Consider the following 21,911-nt stretch of genomic DNA (forward strand, 5'->3'; position numbering starts at 1 on the left):
GCCCGTTCGCAGTGAGACTCGGCCGGGGGGCGGGTTGCCAGCGGAAGGCAGGGTGGAGGATGGTTGCCGCAGGGCAACAAATTCTTCGACCGGATGAGGTGAGGGGTTCGCGTAGCGGGCCTTCCTGTTTGTGACTTCCACCCAGCACGGACCTGCCGTGAGCACTACCGCTCCGGCCCAGGAAGCACTTGTGGCGGTGCCCTACCCAATCCTGGTCGTGGACGGCGCCGGCGTCGTGTGTCACGTGAATCCGAAGGCGGCCTCGCTCTTCCCCGGCCTGTGCCGCGGTACGGCTCTGTCCGACGGCGTTCCGGCGTGGTTGGCGAACGCCCATGCCCGGCAGACGGCCGGCAGCCGCCAGGGCGACAACGCTGCCGTGTCGGGTGCGGTGGGGGAGCGGAGCTTCGAAGCGCTTCCGACCGTGCAGGATGACGGGAACGTGGTGTGGTGGCTGGCGGACGACACCGACCATCAGCTGGCCCGCCAGGCGCTGCAGGAAGAACGCGAACGCACCGCGTTTCTCACCGAGGCGTCCAACACGCTGCTGTCGTCACTGAATCTGGAGCGGTGTATGGACGTGACCGCCCAACTGGCGGCCGAGCATCTCGCCGACGCCGCGGTAGTCATCGCACCCCGTACCGCCCGCCGCCTGCCCGTCGTCATCTGCCTGCGCGGCGGCAAGCCACAGCGCTTCCAGTGGGACGTCGACCCTGCCGAGGTACCCGGTCTGGCGGAGGCCCTTCAAGGCTTCCCTCCGGTGCCCTCCCGCTGGATCGATCCCGCGTTTGCTCCCGAGTGGCTCGTACCCGAAGGGTTCGGCACGGTGGGCTCCATCGTCGTCACCCCGCTACCCGGACACGGCGTGCCCGCCGGAGCACTGATCCTGCTCCGCCGCACCGGAGAGACCGCCTTCACCGATGGCGAAGAAGTCTTCGCCCGACTGTTTGCCGCCCGCTCCGGCGCCGCGATGTCCGCCGCCCGCCTGTACGCGGAGCAGACCTCGCTCACGCAGACCCTGATGCGGGACCTGCTCCCACCCGTCCTCCACCAGATCTCGGGCGTAGATTTCGCGGGGGGCTACCGTGCCTCGAAGGACCATGAGCGCATCGGCGGCGACTTCTACGACGTCCACCCCGCCTCCGTCGAGGGGGAGGAGTCCTTCGCGGTGCTGGGCGATGTGTGCGGCAAGGGGATGGAGGCCGCGGTCCTGACGGGGAAGATCCGTAACACTCTGCAGGCGCTCCTGCCGATGGCAGTCGACCACCAGCGGATGATCGACCTGCTCAACGGCGCGCTCCTCAACTCCCACCACACGCGATTCGCCACCCTCGTCATGGCCTCCGCCGTGCGCGAGGCCCGCTCGGTACGCCTGCGCGTGACGAGCGCGGGGCATCAGCCGACTTTGATCGTGCGGCAGGACGGCACGGTGGAGGAAGGATCGTCCCGCGGCACACTCGTCGGAACGTTCCCCAAGGCACCGGCGACGACGATGCACGAGACGCTCGCGCCGGGCGAGTTCTGCATGCTGTTCACCGACGGCTTCACCGAGGCCAAGGGCGGCCCGCTGGGCGACGAATACTTCGGCGAGGACCGGATCAAGGCGGCCCTGTCCCAGTGCGCGGGCATGCCGGCAGAGGCGGTCGTGGAGCACATCCAGATGCTCGCCTCCCAGTGGGTGGGCAGCCGGTCACACGACGACATGGCCGTCATAGTGATCGCAGCTCCCCGCTCCCACCATCTCAGTGCGGTAGACGGGCACACCCGGGGCAGGTTCACCGCATGAGTTCCCTCACCGCTGTCTCCTTCGAGGACCGGACCGCCCAGCTGTGGCAGGCGGTCGCTGCCGGCGACGAGCACGCCGCGACCACGGTGGTCTTCGAGACGCTGGACGACGGCATCTCAGCCGAGCGCGTGCTCCTGGACCTGATCGCGTCCGTGCAGCGCAAGGTGGGCGAGGAGTGGGCGGCCAACCGAATGACGGTGGCGCAGGAGCACGCCGCAACCGCGATCAACGACCGGGCCGTTTCCGCGCTCTCCCACCACTACGCCGCCCACACGGCTGCTAGTCGAGGCCGGGTGGTGGTGGCATGCGTGGACGGTGAATGGCACGGCCTACCCGCCCGCATCCTGGCCGAGGTCCTGAAACTACGCGGCTGGACGGTCGACTATCTCGGCGCGCAGGTTCCGCCCGCTCACCTCATAACGCACCTGCACCAGACCGGACCCGACCTCGTCGCCCTCTCGAGTTCGATCGCCACCCGGCTGCCGACCGCCCACGCCGCGATCACGGCGGTTCAGGCCACGAACACGCCTGTCCTGGTGGGCGGGGCCGCTTTCGGCACGCACGGCCAATACGCCCGCCTGCTCGGCGCGGACATGTGGGCACCCGACGCGGCCGCGGCCGCGGACCGGCTCGAAAGGACTCTGCCCAGTCCGGCACCTGCGCATCAGCCCATCGACGACCTGCCGCACCTGGCCGACCAGGAATACACGATGGTCGCCCGCACCCACTCACAGCTGGTGCGCACCGTCATGGGAGGGCTGGAAGACCGCTTCCCTGCGATGCGCGACTACACGGCCCTGCAGCGTCAGCACACGGCCGAGGACATCGCGCACATCGTGGACTTCCTTGCCACCACCCTCTACGTCGGCGATACGGACCTTTTCGCCAGCTTCCTCACGTGGACGTCCGGGATCCTCACGGCCCGTGGCGTCCCTGCCCGCTCCCTCCTCCCCGCTCTGGATATCCTGAGCGAAGAGCTCAAGGACTTTCCCCGCGCCGTTCAGATGCTCACCCAGGCCAATGACCACCTCACCGGGGCAAGGTCCGTGAACGCCTCCGACTCCAGGAACAGTGGATGACGCCGCCGTCGGCCGGAATAGAACTCATCACCATCCCCAGCAGCGACACGAGCGCGCTGCTGCTGGAGGTGCACGGGTTCCTGGACTACGACTCGGCCGACCACTTCCTCGCCCTGGCCTCGCAGCAACTGGCCGACAGCAGACCGGGCCTGCGCACACTGCGCCTGGACTGCAAGCACCTGGAGGGGCTCGATTCGATGGGGCTGGCGATGGTGCTGATGCTCCACCGCCGTACCACTGCGGCGGGCGTCACGCTGTCTCTCGACAACCGCAGCCCCAGTCTTGAGCGGCTGCTGGACATCACCGGCACCCTGGAACACCTTGTTCGTGATCATGCAGCTTCAGCCGAGGTGTCGGCCGATGCGCAGGGCATGGCATATCGTCATACGTCCGAAGGCGGCACGGCAGTCGACGGCACCGGTCACCCGTTGGGACCGGAGATCAGCGGCTGACCTCTCTACCTGCGTGTCTACCTGCGTGCATGACCGGCATCAGGGTCTTTGCCCCCTGGATGGGAATCGCATGACCGACCGCATCCCGCCCGCCCACGATCACCTCCGCGACGCTGCCCGGCAGGCCCGGAGCATCGCCGAGCTCTTCGACGTCCTGTGGGAGCAGGACCGCAACGAGGGGCCACCGCCCTGCATTCCCGTCTCCCAGCTGCGCGTCATGAACATCGTCGACCGCGAGGACGGCATCCGCATGCGCGCCCTGACCCGGATCTTGGGTGCAGCACGCCCCTCGGTGTGCCGCCTGATTGACCGTCTCCAGGCCCTGGGATTCGTCGAACGCCGCCCTTGCCCCGACAGCGGCCGCGAGGTTCTCCTCACCTTGACTCAGGCCGGCCGCTGTCACCTGACTCAACTGCGCGAACGCCGCGAGGGCCTCCTTCTGCAGGCCCTCGACACGTTGCCCGACCCTCAGCGGGCGGCCATGACCAAAGGCCTTGCCCTCCTGCAGAGCGCGTTGGCCGACCAGCCCACGCTCCGCCTGGCGCCCGAGGACGCCCCCCTCACCTCCATGCCCCACGACCACGCGCGTTCCGCCTGATGATCACAACCACCGGCACGGCCCGTTGGGCCCCCGCACTAGGCCGTGGTGACGTCGAGCGTGATGTGGGCGGTGATGCGCTTGCCGACCGTGGTCGCCTCCACGGTGAGGGTCTGGGCGAGGGCTGCCACGATCTCCAGGCCGTGCTGGCCGACGCGTTCGGGGTTAGCTGCTTTCGCAGCCGGGACGACGGGGCTGCTGTCCCAGAGCTCGACGGTAAGGACCATGCCGTGGATGTGCAATTTCAACAGCGCTGGCCCGGGCGCGTACTTGCGGGCGTTGGTGACGAGCTCGCTGACGATCAGCTGCACGATCTCCACGGTGGCCTTGGCCACCGGGATGCCGGCATGGTCTCGTGCCTTCACCAGGAAGGCGGTTGCGACGTGGCGGGCCTGGGCGATGCGGGAGCTGTCGCCGTCCAGGGAGAGTGAGGTCTCCAGCGGCAGGGCAGTACTGGACCGTCCGCCGTCGGTGTCATCAGATGCATCGTCCATGTGTCTGCTCCCGTGTCCCCAGCCGAGTACCCCTCCCGGGCCCGCGTGTTGAGGCCCTGAACGTTACCTGTGGCACAGCCGCGAGAGCGAAGCGTCCGTAGGATGTGACGACTCCTGCCTCCGCAGCAACGCCCCATGCCCAGGGCCGGAAAGATTGTTGAAGGGAACGTGGCAGACATACAGGACCCAGCCGGGGCGCCAGCCCGCCTGTCGATCACCCAGACCAGTGTCGGCGGCATCCGTGTCCTGGCCCTGTGCGGTGAGATCGACGCGGACACGGTCAGCGGCCTCCGCGATGCCCTGCACCTCGATGAGACCGCGGCCCTGTCACGGTCGGTACTCGACTTCAGCAACGTCACGTTCATGGACTCCAGCGGAGTCAACATCCTGGTCGCCGCATTCCAGCGAGCGCGAGCGGCCGGCGGATGGATCCGCCTGGTTGCGCCGACCGCGCCGGTCCAGCACGTCGTCGAGATCGTGGGACTCGACACGATCATCCCCTCCTACCCGACAGTTCCTGAAGCCATCGACGCCTGACACGCCCAGGGTCGGCCGGAGTTGGGCAGCAGCGGCGTCCGGGCGGATCAGGCCCCGCCACGACGAGCGTCACCTGCAGCGCTGCTCCCAATGCCCAGCGAGGGCGTTGCCGTCCCCCTGACGCGCCCGAGCCGGCCGGCGCAGTGAGCACACGAGGCCGTCGCGGACATCGTGGGGGAGGTGCTGGCCTGGTGTCGGCAGGAAATCCTCGCCGCGCGCCTGCCCCCGACCCTGCGCGGCTGGAGCAGCTGCTCACTGAAGACGATGCGTGCGTCCGGGACCGGAACCGGCTGCGGGCGCCCTTTCCGGCCGCCTCATCGCAACCGCCCCGCGATCGGGGGGAATGTGAGGGAGACAAGCTGATCAAGCCCCACAGCCCACGGAAGGTGCTCTCCGAGGTCGAGCCGGCGACCGCAGCGTGGATCGACTGGTACGGCCACCGCCGACTCCACGGCGCGATCGGGCACATCCCACCCGTCGCATACGAGACCAACGACTACAGCGGGACCAGAAAGACCCAGGTAACAGTCAAGATCTGGAGTCTCGATCAAACCCCGGACGGTTCACCATGCCTTAATCCGGGGTTGGAAAAGGCTCAATGACCCTGGCCTCACTGTTGCCCGGCATATTGCCAGGGCAGCAATGAGGGTCGGTCGAAATGGCTGGCCTGCTGCTTGTCGGTGAACTGCGGGTCCTTCTTTTGGTTGCAGATCTCCCTGCCGGATGCGTTGTAGGCATGGACGTAGGAGCTACGTGGAGAGAGCCACCGCGTAGACGAATGCGCCACCCTTAAATGACCGCTGGATACCCTTTCGAGTTGTTGCCGTAGCTGATGGTGATCTTGGCAATGTTGGATGTGTAATGTCCGGCGCCCAGCAGGCGATAGCGCCCCTTGCCGGCGGGCTCGAGGGTGGAGTCGAAATAATCAATCGAATGGCCGGTGCCCCACAGGCGATTGTTGATAAACGTGGGCGGAGAAGGTCGTCCACGGGCTCGCCATGCGAGACGAGCCGGCGCAACAACGCCTCGGCCCGCCTCAGCCGCCGCCAGGTGTTCGACAGCAGACGGTCGGCGATGCCGAGCAGCCACGGCAAGGCCGAGTCGCGGTCCAGCACCGTCTCCGATCGCCGACGCCAAGCGTGCAAGAACACGGTCGACGTGAGGTCTTCGGCCTCGGACCAGTCGGCCGTCCGCCGGAACAGGTGGTTGTAGATGGTCTTCGCATGGCGGTCGAAGATCCGACCGAACGCCTCCCGGTCGCCGTCGACGGCCCTCGCCCACAGCTCCCGATCAGAGACCCCTCCGATCGGTACAGCGGGACCAGCGTTGTTCAGTTCCATGCTCTGTACGTGTCCGGCAACCGGCTGAAGGTTCCCGCGGAGTCGGATCCGCTTGGGCGGACTTGGTTCACCCGGTCAGCGACAGCGCTGGTCGAAGGGGGCATACACGGGCGAGCGGGAGGATCTCGCCCGGGCTGTTCCGGCAGTCACACCGGGCGGATGCCGGCCTCCGGGAGCGTACGGCGTCCACGATCAGCCGTGAAATCGGCAACAGCGGTGGACGCGTGTCCGCGGGGAGACTGCCGCACGGGAACGGGCGTTCGCCGGCACCCGGAGGCCCGAGCGGTGCCCGCTCTCCTATAGGCCTGCGTGGAGACAGACGGCGCTGAACTGCTGCGCGAGCAGTGATCGCCCGAGCCGAGTCGTGGGACACCTGCGTCTGCATCACGGGGACGCCCCGCAGACGCAGACCACCCACGAGACGATCCGCACCACGCGCCGGAAGGCAGTCCGCGCGAACCGTGCAAGCACCCTCGAACCGGCCGTTTCGATCCGCAAGAACAAGCGCCGGGCGATGAAAGGCCAGTGGCGTTCACGGATCGCCGATGCCCGACGGAAGGAACAAACCTGCCCGACGTTCAGCCAGGACGACCTTGACGCCATCGCCGACGAATCTCGACATCCCTCGCGTACGTGCCGGGGAATTCTGACGATCCGAGAGTGCTGTCGTGACCGGTTGAATCCAAGGTCAGCGTCTGCCGCCTACTCGGAAAGAAACTCCGATGGAAGCCGCAACGCGTCTCTGTCATTCAACGCCGCTCGTTACGACGCCACTTGCTCTGATGAAGATTGAGTCACTACAGTCCCTATCCGAACCTTCGCTCGGTCGTTCACTCGTTGGGGGTGGCAGTGAAGGATCACCGCCCGTCGGCGTTTTTCGGCAGGCGGCCTGAGAAAAAGGAGTTCGCCTTCGTGGCGTCCCACCGTCGACCCAAGCAGCCGAGCCGCACCCGTGTGACCGTGCTCTCCACCGCCGCCGCTGCCGCCGTTGTGCTCAGCGCCAACGCCGCCAACGCGGCCCCGTCCGAGAAGCCCAACAAGGACGAGGTCAAGACCAAGGTCGACAAGCTCTACGAAGAGGCCGAGCAGGCCACCGAGAAGCTCGACGGCGCCAAGGAGAAGCAGCAGAAGCTCCAGAAGGAGATCAACTCCCTTCAGGACAACGTCGCCCGCGGCCAGGACGAGCTCAACCAGCTCCGTGAGGGCCTCGGTTCGATGGCCAGCGCCCAGTACCGCACCGGTGGCATCGACCCCTCCGTGGCGCTCTTCCTCTCCTCCGACCCGGACGACTTCCTGGACAAGGCCTCGGCCATGGACCAGCTGAGTGCCCATCAGGTCGAGATGCTCAAGAAGGTCCAGGCGAAGCAGCGTTCACTCGCCCAGCAGCGTGCCGAGGCATCCTCGAAGCTCAAGGACCTCGCCGGCACCCGGGCCGAGCTCGCCAAGAAGAAGCAGGAGGTCCAGAGCAAGCTGGGCTCCGCGCAGAAGCTCCTGAACTCGCTGACCGCGCAGGAGAAGGCGGCACTCACCTCGCAGGATCAGGAGCGGGCGACCCGCGCCAGCAAGCGCGTCGACCTCGGCACCACCAAGGCCGCCTCGGGCCGTGCCGCCGCCGCGTTCGCCGCCGCCGAGAGCGTCATCGGCGCCCCGTACGTGTACACCCACGCCGGTCCGAGCTCGTTCGACTGCTCGGGCCTCACCTCCTGGGCCTACGCCCAGGCCGACGTGACGATACCCCGGACCTCCCAGGCCCAGGCCAACGCGGGCACCCGCATCTACTCGCAGAGCGACCTCAAGATCGGCGACCTGGTCATCTTCTACGGCGACCAGCACCACGTCGGTCTCTACGCGGGGGACGGCCGGGTGCTGCACGCCCCGCACACCGGCGCGTTCGTCCGCTTCGAGTCGATGGCCAACATGCCCTTCCAGTTCGGCGTCCGGATCTGATCCGTGCCTCGGGCCCGGGTCGGCGGTGCGGTCGTGACGGCGGCCACACGCCCTGATGGCAGCGGGAGTTGGGGAGATGTCACGTCTGACCTGACGGCGGCGCTGGAGAGGCTGGTCCGGACCGGCGGGCCGTACCTGCACTACATCCGGCAGGACCATCTCCCTGGCCCTCTACTGACCACGCAGGCCGCCCGGACCACGGCGCTCCGACAGCCTCGTCGTTCATGCAACGACTCTGCATGGAAGTGGCCGATGTTGGGCTACATCACGCCTGGCGACGGCCGTCGGCCGACCGGCGCCGTCGCCAGGTCTCGCCCAGGGTCAAAGTGACGGGCGCCGAAGCCTCGGTGCTACCGGGGGAGGAGTGCGCTGACGGTTTTGCCGCCGGTGGCTTGGTGGGTCGCCGTACTCAACCTGGCAGCTGGGGTTCGTCGTTGGGACAGGGCGTCCGAGGGTCCGCAGGGAGCCGTACCCCGAGGGCTCCGCCTCCGAGCGCGACTTCGGAACGGAGCCAGAGCTGAGTGCCCGAACTTTCCCTTGAAGGAGCTGTGGCTGTCAGCCGATTCCGGTGACCGAGAGTACGGCGGTCCAGTTGTTGCGGATGGCGGAGAGGGTGATGGTGCCCTTGCGCACGGCGCTCTTCAGCTTCGTCTCGACGCGGCTGGCACGTCAGCACCCGCCCGGACACGGCATGTCGGCCTGTGAGGTTGAGTTGATCATGACCGGCAGTAACACTTTACCCTGATTGCGACCACGCGTTCGAAACGCACGCAAACAGGGCGGCCGGCCGGCCGCCCCGGGGGAAGCACGGACTCCCGCCCGCGAACGGCGACTTGGGATCCGTGCTCTGAGGAACACATGCACCTGCACGTAAAACAGAAGATCGTCACGCTCACGACCGCCCTGTGCCTGACCCTGGGCGCGGGCACCGCCTCGGCGGCCGGGACGCCGCCGAAGCGAGAGGCGGAGCCCACCTTGCTGGAGATCGCGGCCAAGGTGGCGCAGTACTCCGACTGCGGTTCTCAGCCTCTGCTGGAACGGCCCGCCTGCCTCAAGGAGTTCGCCCTCAAGTCCGCCAAGCTCGGCCTTGGCGTGGGCGTCTTCCTCTACGTCACCCGTGACGCGATGAAGGACGAGGGCAGCTCGTTCAAGGAACTGGAGACGGCGCTGACCGAGCTGCACAAGCTCAAGCCCTACCTCCTGCTCGACCCGGACAAAGAGACCGACCCGGCCAAGAAGAAGCAGATCTACGAGCAGACGCTCAAGGCGTTCAAGGCCGCCAAGCCGCACGTGGACAAGCTGCGCACCGACGTCGTCAGGGCTTCCCGCCTTCTCGACGCCCACACGGAGTCGGTCGAGGCCTTGGCCGTGCTCGCTGTCGCCGTCGGCGACTACTACCCCGATCCGAAGCCCGTCGATGACCGGCCGGCGAAGGACACCTGGGACATCGCGGGCTTCTTCAAGGACATCGGCAAGAGCCTGGACCAGATCAACGCCGGCTTCGACAAGATGAACGGCGCCCTCGATGACATGAACAAGGCCACCACCGAGGTCAACCGAGGCCTGGACCAGGCCAACAAGGGCATCGAGAAGGCCAACCGGGGGATGGACAAGCTCAACGAGGGAGTCAAGGAGGCCGACAAGGGGCTGAACGAGACCAAGAAGGCCGTCGAGGGCATAGACAAGGCCGCCTCCAAGCTCCACGAGATACCGGACTTCGACTTCGACTTCTCCCGTCTCGCCGAGAAGATCGGGTCGAAGGACACCACCGCCGAGGAACGGGCCGCCCAGGAGCGCCGGATGTCGGTGCTGCTCAACCTGATGCCCGGGATCGGGGACGCCAAGGGCGTCATCGAAGCCATCACCGGCAGCGACCTGGCCACCGGTGAGAAGGTGAGCGACACCGACCGGGTGCTGGGCTCGCTCGCGGTCATGCGCTGGCTCAAGTACGGGGGCAAGCTGCTCCCGGAGGACATCAGGGCCGCTCGCAAGGGCGACAAGATGCCGAACTGCAACAGCTTCCCGGCCGGCACCCGGGTCCTCATGGGCGACGGCACCACCACGGTGCCCATCGAGCAGATCAGCGTCGGCGACAGCGTCCTGGCCACCGACCCGGAGGCGGGGATCACCGGCTCGCGGCCGGTCGAGGACACCATCTACACGCCCGACGACGAGGACTTCACCAGCGTCACTCTGGCCGGCGACGGGGGAGCGGAGCCGGCCACGCTCACCGCGACCGACCACCACCCCTTCTGGGTCGAGAACCGGGGGCGATGGGCGGACGCCCGCGATCTCAACTCCGGTGACGCGATGCGCACCCCGGACGGCACCTCGGTGCGCATCGACAAGGTCGCGCACTGGAAGGAGCCGCAGGGCGCCTACAACCTGACCGTCAACGACCTGCACACCTACTACGTGCTGGCCGGAACCACACCCGTACTCGTTCACAACGCGTCCTGTGGTTTCATCAAGGGAGAGATCCCCGACGCGGCGGCCATCGAGCGGGGCTCCCTGGTCAAGATCAAGGAGAAGCAGCTCGAGAAGGCGCTCAAGACCGTCGGGGAGGACCCCCACGGCTTCAAGGCCGACTGGGTGGGGAAGAACAACGTGTCGCGGTTCGACGCGATGCGCGACGGCGAGGGCAGGGTCGTCCTCGTGAGCAAGGACGGAAAGATCTTGGTTCCGACGAATTACCGGTACCGGCCGTGAGCGCGTTCCGGATGTACCTGCGGGTGGTCAGCGAATCTCTTCAGCCGCAGGAGATCTCCGCGCGGCTGGGATGTGAAGCGGACGAAGCGACCGCGATCGGCAGCCGCAGGCGCCCCCAGTCCCCACCCCGCAAGCACGCGACCTGGATTCGCCACGTCCGGGCCCCGGGCGAGTCCAGGCGGCCGGAGGATCTCGAACCGGTGGTCCTGGCCTGGGGACCGGAGTTCGCCGCAGCGCTGGGGCGCCTGGCCGACTCGAAGGACGCCGACGTCTCCCTCGTGCTCGTCCAAGAGATCACCGACCCGGAGGACCCGCAGCAGAAGGGCATTTTCCTGCGCGCGGCCCTGCTGGCCTGGCTGGCCCGGGCCGGAGCGTCGCTGGACATCGACCAGTACGTGTATCTCGACTGAGCCGACCGCCGGGGCGGAAGCCGGTCGGCCAAGCCGTGCCAGTAGCCGATGACCTGGCCCGAGCCGACTGTCGTACGTCGGGCCCGGGCCAGGTTCGCCTCGCAGCCACGGAGCCATGGTTACGGGACCAGGGCTACGGCACGATCGTCCAGCACTGTCGGGGCGTCGTTGCTGTCCGCCGAAAGACAATGACCGAAAGGACGGCGGCGGGCGGGTCATCCCAGACGCGAAGCCTGCCTCGCCCACCCGGCCGCCACCCCTACCTGCCGACGACTGGATAGGGGAGAGGCCTGTCCTGGATCGATGATCACCCAGAAGACAGGCCTGCCAGGTTGCACCCAGTGAGCCTTTTCCAACCTCACGCTGATGCGTGGTGAAGGACAAGGACGGCCTTCACCACGCATCAGCGTGAGGTTGGAAAAGGCTCATTCAAGGTCTCAACCCCGAGGTACCACAAGACCGACGCCAACGGCACCTTCACGGGACAGGTGAACATAGCCGGGACCGCCGGCCGACCCGCCCCCATGGCATGGTCGTTCCGCACCTCTCCGGCGGTGCAGGCCATAGCCACGGGCCGAATGACATGTACGGCCGGCCACATGCAGCTGGAGGCAGTGGTAGAGCTGGCCGACCATGCGGTTGAAGAGGTTACGCAGGGCGGAGGCATGCGAGTCTGCGTGGTCGTCGCGGCGCCTGCGGTAGGGCGCTTTGGCGCCTGGGATCACCGTCACCTTCAGAGAAGACAGCGCGGATCCCGATGTGGCACTGGATGATCCGCGCTGGGGCAAGTGGCAGGGCGGCCGGGCTCACGAGTTCAACACCGCCTCATTCCGGTTCGAAGCAGAGATGCGGTAGGGGACTGCCCTTCGGCTGTCTCCATGGATTGGCTATAGTGGGTCTATGGCTACGACGACGATCCAGGTGTCCCGCGAGGTGAGAGATCATCTGGCCGAACTCGCCAAGGAGCGGGGGCTGAACCTGGGCCAGCTGGTCGAGGCCTTGGCAGCTGAGCAGCCCACCGCTGCGCAGCGCGCTGAGCGTCTGGCGGCCGACCGGGATGTCGTACGGCGGCTCGTGGGTATTGAGCTGACCGACGAAGACTTTGAGCAGGCCCCGGACGTTCTGGGCAACATCTACAAGATTGCTGCAGAGAAGGCTCGTTCGGCCCGGGACACGACTGCGTGATCATTCTTGATACGAGTGCCGTGCGGGCTTTGGCGGACGGGCACAAAGCATTGAACCTGCTCGCCGGCAACATGGCCCACAGTCCCCATGAGCAGCTCCGCATCCCTGCCCTGTGCCTCATGCAGGCCGAAGCCGATGAAGAACATCTGCACCGGCGTGTGCTGGCCTTCTCTTCCGTTCTCGTCGATCCCCTCGACACGCCGGCCGCCACCACCGTGGGAACCATGATCCGTGACGGCTACGGCGGCCCCGACACATGCCACGCGCTGTACTGCGCCCTGCCGCGAGCAGAGTTCACCGGCATGTCGATCCTGCTTACCGAGCACGAGGACCGCTACCCCCCGGGCGTCGTCGCCGTCGACATCAATTCACCCGGAATGCTCGGCTTCCACTGAGGCCGGGAATCTGCAACTCCCCGGCCGACCTACACGACCCCACGAGCTGCCGGGGGAGCGGGAACACGTCCTCCACCGACTCCTCGGCGAGGATCGGGCCACCGGCGGCGATACGGCCGACGAGCGGCACATACGAAGCGGCCGGCTTGCCCGCCGTGTCCGTCGGCTGCACCGAGGACTGGTCCGAGCCCCGTACCTCGTACGCGCGCGGGCGGTGCGGGTCCCGCCGCAGGAAGCCCTTGCGTTCCAGCGCCATCAGCTGATGTGCGACCGAGGACGTGCTGGAAGGGCCGACGGCCTGCCCGATCTCCCGGGCCCCTCATGATTCGCGGCTTCGTTCATCACATGCACCGGCTCGAGTCGGCCCTGGGAGCGGTCCTGGGCGGTGATGGTGGCGCTGTCTGCGGGGGTGGTCACGTCGGCCCCTCTCGATGGTCTCCCTGCTGGACAGCGGTAGTTGCTTTCGAAAGGTTGCGCCAAACACACGTTTTGAACGGTCGTCGCGATCCGGCGTCAGGGCTTCTGCAGGCACCCGGACAGCCATCATGACACTGCGCACCTGCCGGGGTGACTATGGTCGAGTGAGTACAGATCCCGAACGTACTGGTCGAGCCGTGGCCGTGTCTGCGGCCTTGGCTGCCTTCGAGCTGTTAGCCCTTGTCCTGATCTGGCTGTCCTGGATCTTGACCTACTGGTTGGCGATCAATCCGCAGACCCCCGGGGCGCCGCCGGGTCCCTACCTGCAGAAGGCTATGTTCGTGGCGGCAGCCGCCCTGATTGCAGCCGTTGTGGCCGGAGTCCGTCGGGTACGTGTGGTTGCCATCACCCAGCTCGTGATGGTCCTCGTCATTTGCGCGGCCCTGGCCAGCGCGAAGGTCGCTGGTGAACGCATTTACGAGTCCTCCACTCGGGGTGCCTGTCTGTCGGGCCCGGCCTGTGACGCCCCTTCGCCCGTGCGCTGAGCTGTTCCGGAGGGCCTCGGCGTCCACGAAACGATCAGACTTTGCCGCGCCGGCCCGTCGGGCAGCACGGGTTCGACCGTCTCCCGCGGACCGGGCGGGTGCGGCAGCACGCAGACCCGAGCGAGAGGACGGCGATCCCGGCGCCGAACGCTGCCGGACGCCAGACGACGGCGCAGCCGCCCGGAATCGGCGGCACGACGAAAGGCACGCGTCGGCGCCCGGACTCGGGACGGGCCAGGCCGAGACCTGCGCCCCCGGTCGCGCGCCCGAGCTGCTGACGGAGGTGTCAACGGTCATTTTGAACTCCCCGTTCGCGGCCAGTAGTTCTCCCCGCTGACGGTCGTGCCGGACTCCCCTCCGGCTCGCCGACCCGGTCCGGGCCCGTCTGAGCGCCTACCTCGCCCACCGCACCGCGACCTTGCCCCGCACCGCCAACCCCACCTGTTCCTCACCCGCTGTACCGCGATCTCCACCGCGCTGGTCAGCCGTCCCTGGCTCTACCGCCGCTACCCCTCCTCCAGCCACCTCCTGCGCGCCGACCGCCTCGGCGAGCGTACGCAGCCGGATGTCGGGGGCGACGGTGCAGCCGCGCATCGCCGGCAGCGGCCGTACTTCACCGATTGCGCGAGTGATGGTGGAGCGGTCGACGTCGAACCAGCAGGCCAGCACGTGATGGGTGGCGCCATGACGAAGGTGGACGAGGGTGGCCAGGAGTCGGTCGACGAAGACCAGCTTGTGTTTCGCCCCGGCACCACGGCCCGGCGACGGGGACGCGACGCGAGATCGGCTTGGTGTCGCTCGTGCCACAACGGGCCGATCTCCGCGACGAGTTCGGCGATCACTCCGGGCGCCAGCCCCGTGATCCGCTGGCTTCGCATGATTGCTGCACGCACTCGGTTCCCCACCACACCGACCATCATCAACGATCACGGACCTCGAGGTGCCAACGCCAACCCTGCACGAGCTCGTTAGCGGCGCACCTTGAACTTCAGATGCAGTACCCGGTTGCCCTGGACGACCGCGTGGGGATCCTCCAGCAGCTGCTGCCCGTCGAAGCTACCGAAGAAGCGCTTGCCCGATCCGAACACCACCGGCGCCACGTCCATCGCGACCTCGTCCACAAGACCGGCCGCGAGGATCTGGCCGCCTACTTCGCCGGCGCTCACGGCGACAACCCGGTCACCGGCGAGCTCCTGGGCCTTCTCGATCGCGGCCTTCACGCCATCGACGAAGTGATACGGAGCCTCAGGGTGCCAGCCCTCGGGCTTAGGCCGGTGGGAAACCACGACCACGTGGTCGCCCGCGGGCGGCTGGCCCTCCCAGCCGTTCATCAGGTCGAAAAAGCTGCGGCCCATCACGATCACGCCGATCGAGTCCCACACCGGCTGGACGTACGCCGCCGATGCACGCGAGAGCTTGAATCCGCCTCCCCCCGCGGAGTGGTCGTAATCCCCGTCCCCGTCCCCGGCGCCGGTTTCCGTGAGCTTGGTATCCCCGCTGAAGTACCAGTCGTGGAGCGGACCGACTCCGTCGTTCTTGTCGGCAATGAAGCCGTCTACCGACACCACGTTGTGCATGATCACTGCGCCCATGAGGGTCTCCCTATTACGTCACTTTGAGGGGACGCGTCCGATATTTTCAGCCCAGAGACAGCCGCGCTTGTAAAAAATCACTCAACGGGCATCGGGCCACCAGGCTGCGAGAACCCCTGCTCCGAAGTGAACCGGCGCCGCAGCGCCAGGTACTCCGTGGGAGTGCGGCCGGTGAAGTCCTTGAACTCCTTGCTGAAGTGGGCCTGGTCGAAATAGCCCGCCGTAAGCGCGAGCTCCGACCAGTCGACCGGGCCCAGGGAGTCCACGGACTCGATCAGCCGCGCGAAGCGGTAGATCCGGGCAACCCGTTTCGGAGTGACCCCGACATGAGCCTTGAACTGCGCCGCCAGGTGGTTGTTGCTCACCCCGGCGGCATCGCTCAGCGCACCGACCGGGATCGCGCCGTGCGAGGCTTCCAGCCACCCGCCTGTGTGCTGGACCAGGTCGAGACCGCGCGCCGGCGCCTCGACGAGCCGCGATAGAAGCTCTCTCTCCAGGACCCGCAGCGTTGCGGCGGCCGAAGCGGCGTCGCCGACCTGGTTGCGAATCCGGTCCACGGACCGATGCCAGAGGGCGTCGACCGGCACCCATCGGTCCCGCAGCTCATTCGCCGGCACACCGGCGAACGGTGACAATCCCCAAGGCTTGAAGTGGACCCCGACGAGGTGTACCCGCGTCGGGTACTCAAGGACGAAACGCCTGGTCCACAGACCCATGAACCACCCATCCGTCAACGCTGCCGGAGGCACCGACGGGTCGGAATCCCACAGGCGTGCGGGCTCACCCAGATTGATGTACAGGTGCGCCGACGGCATCGGCGAGACGCCTATCCGGCGATGGCCCGGCACCCCGGTCAGGCAGTAGACGTCGTCGATGAACCGGTCAAGCGGCGGGGCGGGCACCCAGCCGACGTAATCCATTGACCCAGTATCGCCGACGAGGGTTTGGCCCGCCTCAAGCGGAGCGGGGCATCCTTGCCGCTGTCCAGCGGCCGCAACGACACGCGCGCGGCTGGCGAGCTTGTCAGCCGGTGACGGTTGGGCCTGCGAGGAAGGCTGCCGCGCAGGAGGAGCCGGCGGGGCAGGGGAGCCTGGGCGTGCCAGAGCTGGCTTGCTTCGGCAGGAGCTCGGCGCCGCGCTTCCCGTGCAGACTGGGTGCCTCGAGCAGCAGATCAGAGGGTTTCGGCACCGTCTACCGTCACCGCGTGAACACCGTCGCTAGCGCGAGGGCCGCCTCACGCCGGGCTTTTCCGCTGTCGTCGAACGGGTGGCGGACGAACTCGTGGATCATCCCCGGATATCGGGACACCGTCACCGGGACGCCCGCCTTCTCCAGGCGCCGCCCGTACTCCTCGCCCTCGTCGCGCAGCGCGTCGAACTCGGCGGTGACGATCAGCGCCGACGGTAGACCGGTCAGGTCGGACGCCAGCAGCGGGGAAACGCGGGGGTCCAGCCTGTCCTGTTTGCTAGTGAGGTAGTTGTCCATGAACCAGTGCTGGGCAGCGCGGCTGACGTTGCCGATTTTCCCTGCGAAGGCCTGGATGCTGTGGTTGGCCCTGCGGAAGTCGACGTCCGGATAGATCAGCAGTTGGAAGACCAGTGCCGGTCCGCCGAGGTCGCGTGCGAGCCGTGCGACGACAGCCGCCAGGTTCCCGCCCGCGCTGTCGCCGCCAACCGCGATCCGTGCAGGGTCTCCTCCGACGTCGCCCGCGTGCTCGGCGACCCAGACCGTGGCGGCGAGGCAGGCCTCGGGTGCGGCGGGGAACTTGTGCTCGGGAGCCAGCGGGTATTCCACCGAGACCACGACACAGGTCGCGCCGTTGGCCAGGCTGCGGCACAGGCCGTCATGGGTGTCCAGGTCCCCCACGACGAAACCGCCGCCGTGGAAGTACACCAGCACAGGGAAGGGGCCGGTGCCGCTGGGAGTGTAGATACGCACCGGGATCGGACCGGCCTTGGTGACGATCCGTCGGTCCTCGACCGCCGCAATAGGTTCCGGCTCGCCCAGGAGAGGAATCTGCCGACGCCAGCCCTGCCGCGCCTGCTCAGGGGTGAAGGTGTGCAACTCGCCGACGTTCGCGGCGGCCAGGCGGTCCAGATAGGCCTGGACCTGCGGGTGCGGAGAGCCGAGTGGTGTTGTCGTGTCAGTCATGGGTTTATGCTCCGACTTGAAGCGAGGTTCAAGTCAAGGAGGGGTTTCATGACCCTGCTCGATATTGCCGTGGTGGCCGAACGGTCGGGACTGGCGCCGTCGGCGCTGCGTTACTACGAACGGCGGGGCCTCATCGCCTCCGAGGGCCGCAACGGGCTGCGCCGCACCTTCCGCTCCGAGGTGCTGGCCCGCCTGTCCCTGGTCACGTGTGCCCGTGCCTCGGGTTTCACCCTCGCCGAGATCGCCCGGTTCGTGACCGCCACCCCCGACGACACCGAACTGCGCGTCCACTTGGCGGCCAAGGCTGAGCAGTTGGACACTGAGATCGACCGGCTCACCCGTATGCGCGACAGTCTCCGTCACGCGGCCGTCTGCACCCGTTCCCCCCTGGTCGAATGCCCCGACTTCAAGCAGGTCATCTCCGACGACCCGGCCAGCTGACACCGATCGTGCATCAGACCCCGCCGTAGGTCGGACAGGTTGACCCGTTTCGGAATCGGTCGAAGCATGGCACGCTCCTGATGGTGGTTCTGCCATCGTCTTTCGAGTTCCTTGTCCTCCAGTTCTATGTAGCTGACTCCGGCACCGGAGTCGGGCAGTCCGGAAGGCGTCTGCGCCACCGTTGTCGGCGATGAAATCCTCCGCCAGCTCGAGGAATGTCGGGGCTGCGTGGTCGATGTGCAGCTCGGTCGCAGACGGGATCGGCTTTCCTGTGACGGAGCAGACCAGTGACTGTCCGGAGCCGAGTGCCGCGTTCCGGGCGATGGTCACCTGATCGGCAACCGCGTGGCGCAGGGCGGCGAACACCTGGGCGCGGTGGCTGAACGGAGTCAGGCAGGCGTTCCATGAGAAGTCGGCCACTTCGCCGTCGAGCCGCACGAGACCGATCCCGACACTTCCTGGGCTACGCCGGCCCCGCGCTTGAGGTCGTATTCGGGGTGGCGTTCGAGGAGGTCGCGGCAGAAGGCATCGTCGTCGGGGTCGGTGACGTCACCGCCTGCGCCGTATCGCTGGACGATGCCGCGGCAGATGTTCCGGACGGCTTCCTAGGTGGGATAGCGGGTCGTACCGATGGTGATGCCTCTGGGCACGGGTATCTCCGTTCGATGCAGGCAACCGGGAATGCGTAGGGCGAGGCCGAAGACACCGTACTTTCCGGTCACCTCTTCGAAACTCCAAACCTTTGTTCCCGGCACGCTGACAGGGTGTCAGTGCACGTTGCCATGCTGCTCACCAGCCGAAAGCCGGTCCGGTCGAGGCCGACTGGCAGACGAAGTGAACAGGCTTGCGGAAAGGGACGACGAGGTGGCAGTGAAGGCGACCGAGGAACAGACGGCAGCACGAGACAGCTTCGCTGCCGGCCATGATCTTGCCTTGGTGGCAGGTGCCGGTACGGGAAAGACATCGACGCTGGTAATGATGGGCGCCGCAACCCCCCGCCGCGGCATGTACATCGCCTTCAACAGGCCCATCGCGCAAGAGGCCAAGGCCCGCTTCGGCAGCAACGTGCACTGCAGCACCTCCCACGGGCTGGCCTACCGCGCGCTCGGGAGCCGCTTCAAGGCCCGCTTGGACGCCTCACAGCACATGCCGCTGTGGCGCACCGCCCAACTCCTGGGCATCGACCGCGACCTCGCCGTCGGCGGGCGTCGGCTCAAGGCGACGACGCTGGCTCACCTGGTGATGGAGATGGTCAAGCACTTCTGCTACTCCACCGATGAACAGGTCGCAGCGCGTCACCTGGGCACCGTCCACGGCCTCGACGACCACGGCCAGCAGTACCTTGCGCGACTCCTGCTGCCCAGGGCCCGGTGGGCATGGGACGACATCTGCTCACACAACGGCACGCTGCCGTTCAAACACGACCACCACCTCAAGATGTGGGCGCTCACGCGCCCCAGGCTGCGGGCCGACTACATCCTGCTGGACGAGGCACAGGACACGAACCCGGTCCTCGAGGAGATCTTCCTCGCACAGGACGTCCAGCGCGTCTGCGTCGGCGACCCCTCCCAGCAGATCTACGAATGGCGTCACGCCAAGGACATCATGAGCGGGTTTCCCGGCATGCGGATGGAGCTCACCCAGTCCTTCCGGTTCGGGCCGGCCATCGCAGAGGTGGCCAACCACTGGCTCCGCGCGGCCACATCCACGATGCAGCTCACCGGCCACGCCGCTGAAGCGTCCAAACTGACCGAGGTGGAGGTCCCTGACGCGGTCCTGTGCCGGGGTAACGCCGACGCCCTCGCCGAGGTCCTGCGCTTCCTGGACCAAGGCGTGCCCGTCGCCCTGGTAGGCGGCGGGAAACCCCTGCTGAACATCGCGAAGGCAGCTCTCGACCTGCAAGCCGGACGCCGCACCTCCCACCACGATCTCGCGCTGTTCTCCTCCTGGGGCGAGGTGCAGGAGTACGCCCAACAGGACTCCGCCGCCGCCGACCTCAAAGCCATCGTGGACCTCGTGGACACCTACGGTCCCCAGCAGATCATCCGCACAGTCGAGCGGATGAGCGATGAAGCACAGGCCCGCGTCGTCGTGTCCACCGTGCACAAAGCCAAGGGCCGCGAGTGGAACCGGGTACGGATCGGAGCAGGGTTCACGCCGCCCGACGATGACTCCCCGCGCAACGTGCACCCAGCCGCCGCCCGACTCATCTACGTCGCCGTCACCCGAGCCCGCACCCAGCTCGACATCACCGGCATCAAAAGGCTCCAGACCCACGCCACCGCCGCGACAGCAGACGCCACACCCGACGGCATCGCACTGGCCCGGCTGCCACTGACCGGACAGCTGAAGTACCCACGCTCCCCGATGTCCACATTCCTGGCCCGGCACCTTCCCCACCCCGAACGCGTCATCGCCTCCTACCTCGAGCACATCCGGGGTCTACCGCACCCCGTCCAGCCGATGAACGAACGCCGCCCCGACTACGCCGCCCTCGGCCACACCATCGACTACCGACTGCGCCTGAGCCTCGGCTCCGCCCCAGGGCCAGCAGCAATCGCTGGCGTCGAGCTGATCGGCAGCGACCTGCCCATTGACGGAGCACCTGTCCCAGCGGTGCGCGCCAACCTCCGCACGATCGGAAGCAGCATCCTGGGCCGCCTCCACGCCCACCTGACAGACGCTTCCCGGCGACTCGACGACGACGAACTGACCAGGCTGTGCTTCGTCACCGGCTTCTTCGAAGCCATCTACCGAAACGGCTCCTTCCCCCGCAAGCGCAACCACCTCGCCCAGGTAGACGAGCACACCACCGTCAAGAGCGTGATTAGCGCCGTGCCGAGCTACGTCCTCGACGACATCGACGAGCAGATGAAGCTTGCAGACAAGCCCTTCACCCCCCTGCGGGGCCTGTCAGCCCAGCAGCGCGTATGCGGGCCGATCTTTGCGGGAAGCGCCGACGTGAAGGCCGACGCAGACTTCATCACCGACGGGTTCCTCATCGACTGCAAAGCGCTTACCCGGCCCCACCGCGTCGGACGGGACGAGATCCAGCAGCTGGCCGGGTACCTCCTCCTCGACTACGACGACCGCTACGACATCCGCGAGGTCGGCTTCTACCTCGCCCGCCAAGGCGCCCTGATCCGCTGGACGGTCCCGGACTTCCTCACCATGCTGGGTGCCCGCATTCCGCTTCCGCAGCTGCGTGCGGTACTACGCGGACACCTGCAGGGAAGCCGCCTCGCGTAGCGGCCAGATCGCGTCAGTGCTCCCACGCGTTGGGACCGCCGCCCCGCCACTCGATCAGCTCGGACCTGACGACATCCATCTCGTCCCAGCCTTGGAGCCCGGCCTCTTGCAGGAACGCGACGATGTCCCGCACGGAGAACGCGCGGCCGAGGATCACTCCACCGGCACCCGCCGGCCCCGTCCTCATCCGGCGGATAAACGATCACGGGGGCCACGGCTGCCTACACATCCGGAGAACCCGGAGCAGCCACGGCTACCACGTGCCCCCTGGCGTCGACCGTGAGGGCCACGCGTTCCATCCGGTTCGTCGTGGCAAGGAGGAGCCAGACGATCCCCCACAAGAGACACGTGACGACCGTCAAGATCGCGTGCAAGACGTGATTGACGGGCTTCCCACGCACCATGACGGCCTGCGTCTCCGAGCGGGATTCCACACGCCAGCCCGACGCGATCCGCTGGTTCACCGCCCAGTCAAGGATCAGGCGCTGTTGCTGAGCGTCAGGCGACCTGTCGCCTGGAGTGAAGAATTCGGGCGGAGGCGGGACCGGCTTTTTCCACCCTGGCCACTTCTCGGACGATCCGGACAT

Annotated in this window: 20 protein-coding genes and 2 pseudogenes; 13 read left to right on the forward strand and 9 right to left on the reverse strand. The window is 67.3% G+C overall.

From position 1 onward, the window contains the following. Positions 1-208 precede the first annotated feature (208 nt). The 4 genes from ACZ4AA_RS35135 to ACZ4AA_RS35150 all read left to right on the forward strand — a co-directional run bounded on the left by ACZ4AA_RS35135 (position 209) and on the right by ACZ4AA_RS35150 (position 3,912). Positions 209-1,783 (forward strand): PP2C family protein-serine/threonine phosphatase, encoded by a 1,575-nt coding sequence (locus ACZ4AA_RS35135; RefSeq protein ID WP_467611777.1) that lies wholly within the window; start codon positions 209-211, stop codon positions 1,781-1,783. After that, positions 1,780-2,862 (forward strand): cobalamin B12-binding domain-containing protein, encoded by a 1,083-nt coding sequence (locus ACZ4AA_RS35140; protein WP_467611675.1) that lies wholly within the window; start codon positions 1,780-1,782, stop codon positions 2,860-2,862. Before ACZ4AA_RS35135 ends, ACZ4AA_RS35140 begins: the two co-directional genes overlap by 4 nt. After that, positions 2,859-3,314, forward strand: coding sequence for an STAS domain-containing protein (locus ACZ4AA_RS35145; protein ID WP_467611678.1), 456 nt, complete (start codon positions 2,859-2,861; stop codon positions 3,312-3,314). Before ACZ4AA_RS35140 ends, ACZ4AA_RS35145 begins: the two co-directional genes overlap by 4 nt. A gap of 70 nt (positions 3,315-3,384) precedes the next feature. After that, entirely contained in the window at positions 3,385-3,912 is a 528-nt protein-coding gene (locus tag ACZ4AA_RS35150; RefSeq protein ID WP_467611681.1) for a MarR family winged helix-turn-helix transcriptional regulator, read from the forward strand. A 38-nt stretch (positions 3,913-3,950) separates the two neighbouring features. Here ACZ4AA_RS35150 and ACZ4AA_RS35155 read toward each other — a convergent pair whose 3' ends face one another. Continuing rightward, positions 3,951-4,406, reverse strand: a complete 456-nt coding sequence (locus tag ACZ4AA_RS35155) for an ATP-binding protein (RefSeq protein WP_467611684.1) — start codon at positions 4,404-4,406, stop codon at positions 3,951-3,953. Between the two features lie 168 nt (positions 4,407-4,574). On the opposite strand from ACZ4AA_RS35155, the gene ACZ4AA_RS35160 reads away from it, so the two are divergent. Next, a complete protein-coding gene (locus ACZ4AA_RS35160; protein ID WP_467611687.1) occupies positions 4,575-4,943 on the forward strand; it encodes an STAS domain-containing protein in 369 nt (122 codons plus the stop codon). Positions 4,944-5,692: 749 nt separating this feature from the next. Here the strand turns inward: ACZ4AA_RS35160 and ACZ4AA_RS35165 are convergent. Then, a complete protein-coding gene (locus tag ACZ4AA_RS35165; protein ID WP_467611690.1) occupies positions 5,693-6,283 on the reverse strand; it encodes an RNA polymerase sigma factor in 591 nt (196 codons plus the stop codon). Between the two features lie 912 nt (positions 6,284-7,195). On the opposite strand from ACZ4AA_RS35165, the gene ACZ4AA_RS35170 reads away from it, so the two are divergent. The 3 genes from ACZ4AA_RS35170 to ACZ4AA_RS35180 all read left to right on the forward strand — a co-directional run bounded on the left by ACZ4AA_RS35170 (position 7,196) and on the right by ACZ4AA_RS35180 (position 11,349). Next, on the forward strand, positions 7,196-8,230 hold the full coding sequence (locus ACZ4AA_RS35170; RefSeq protein ID WP_467611693.1) for a C40 family peptidase: 1,035 nt from the start codon (positions 7,196-7,198) through the stop codon (positions 8,228-8,230). An 858-nt stretch (positions 8,231-9,088) separates the two neighbouring features. Then, positions 9,089-10,939, forward strand: coding sequence for a polymorphic toxin-type HINT domain-containing protein (locus tag ACZ4AA_RS35175; protein ID WP_467611696.1), 1,851 nt, complete (start codon positions 9,089-9,091; stop codon positions 10,937-10,939). Further along, a complete protein-coding gene (locus ACZ4AA_RS35180) occupies positions 10,936-11,349 on the forward strand; it encodes a DUF4279 domain-containing protein (protein ID WP_328551077.1) in 414 nt (137 codons plus the stop codon). Before ACZ4AA_RS35175 ends, ACZ4AA_RS35180 begins: the two co-directional genes overlap by 4 nt. 599 nt (positions 11,350-11,948) lie before the next feature. Here the strand turns inward: ACZ4AA_RS35180 and ACZ4AA_RS35185 are convergent. Further along, a pseudogene (locus tag ACZ4AA_RS35185) lies at positions 11,949-12,077 on the reverse strand (IS110 family transposase); the annotation flags it as partial. A 172-nt stretch (positions 12,078-12,249) separates the two neighbouring features. Between ACZ4AA_RS35185 and ACZ4AA_RS35190 the strand changes: the two are divergent. Together ACZ4AA_RS35190 and ACZ4AA_RS35195 are read left to right on the forward strand one after the other, a co-directional pair. Next, positions 12,250-12,534, forward strand: a complete 285-nt coding sequence (locus tag ACZ4AA_RS35190; RefSeq protein ID WP_467611699.1) for a hypothetical protein — start codon at positions 12,250-12,252, stop codon at positions 12,532-12,534. Next, the gene (locus ACZ4AA_RS35195) at positions 12,531-12,929 is read left to right on the forward strand and encodes a hypothetical protein (RefSeq protein WP_467611702.1); all 399 of its coding nucleotides are present in this window, start codon (positions 12,531-12,533) and stop codon (positions 12,927-12,929) included. Before ACZ4AA_RS35190 ends, ACZ4AA_RS35195 begins: the two co-directional genes overlap by 4 nt. Before the next feature lie 37 nt (positions 12,930-12,966). On the opposite strand, the pseudogene ACZ4AA_RS35200 reads toward ACZ4AA_RS35195, so the two are convergent. Beyond that, a pseudogene (locus ACZ4AA_RS35200) lies at positions 12,967-13,346 on the reverse strand (LexA family protein); the annotation flags it as partial. Positions 13,347-13,510: 164 nt separating this feature from the next. Between ACZ4AA_RS35200 and ACZ4AA_RS35205 the strand changes: the two are divergent. Beyond that, positions 13,511-13,891, forward strand: coding sequence for a DUF6234 family protein (locus ACZ4AA_RS35205; protein WP_398459168.1), 381 nt, complete (start codon positions 13,511-13,513; stop codon positions 13,889-13,891). Between the two features lie 393 nt (positions 13,892-14,284). Here ACZ4AA_RS35205 and ACZ4AA_RS35210 read toward each other — a convergent pair whose 3' ends face one another. The 4 genes from ACZ4AA_RS35210 to ACZ4AA_RS35225 all read right to left on the reverse strand — a co-directional run bounded on the left by ACZ4AA_RS35210 (position 14,285) and on the right by ACZ4AA_RS35225 (position 17,634). After that, the gene (locus ACZ4AA_RS35210; protein ID WP_467611705.1) at positions 14,285-14,821 is read right to left on the reverse strand and encodes a helix-turn-helix domain-containing protein; all 537 of its coding nucleotides are present in this window, start codon (positions 14,819-14,821) and stop codon (positions 14,285-14,287) included. Between the two features lie 38 nt (positions 14,822-14,859). Then, the gene (locus tag ACZ4AA_RS35215) at positions 14,860-15,483 is read right to left on the reverse strand and encodes a dihydrofolate reductase family protein (RefSeq protein WP_467611708.1); all 624 of its coding nucleotides are present in this window, start codon (positions 15,481-15,483) and stop codon (positions 14,860-14,862) included. Positions 15,484-15,560: 77 nt separating this feature from the next. Next, complete coding sequence (locus ACZ4AA_RS35220) at positions 15,561-16,403, reverse strand: helix-turn-helix domain-containing protein (RefSeq protein ID WP_467611711.1); 843 nt, start codon at positions 16,401-16,403, stop codon at positions 15,561-15,563. A 277-nt stretch (positions 16,404-16,680) separates the two neighbouring features. Further along, positions 16,681-17,634, reverse strand: coding sequence for an alpha/beta hydrolase (locus tag ACZ4AA_RS35225; protein WP_467611714.1), 954 nt, complete (start codon positions 17,632-17,634; stop codon positions 16,681-16,683). 48 nt (positions 17,635-17,682) lie between these two features. Between ACZ4AA_RS35225 and ACZ4AA_RS35230 the strand changes: the two genes are divergently transcribed. Then, positions 17,683-18,075, forward strand: a complete 393-nt coding sequence (locus tag ACZ4AA_RS35230; RefSeq protein ID WP_398459159.1) for a MerR family DNA-binding protein — start codon at positions 17,683-17,685, stop codon at positions 18,073-18,075. 870 nt (positions 18,076-18,945) lie between these two features. Beyond that, positions 18,946-21,324, forward strand: a complete 2,379-nt coding sequence (locus ACZ4AA_RS35235; RefSeq protein ID WP_467611780.1) for a UvrD-helicase domain-containing protein — start codon at positions 18,946-18,948, stop codon at positions 21,322-21,324. Positions 21,325-21,337: 13 nt separating this feature from the next. Here the strand turns inward: ACZ4AA_RS35235 and ACZ4AA_RS35240 are convergent, their stop codons facing one another. Then, entirely contained in the window at positions 21,338-21,511 is a 174-nt protein-coding gene (locus ACZ4AA_RS35240) for a hypothetical protein (RefSeq protein WP_467611717.1), read from the reverse strand. Between the last annotated feature and the right edge of the window lie 400 nt (positions 21,512-21,911).

The organism is Streptomyces sp. NPDC024698 (assembly GCF_055559015.1).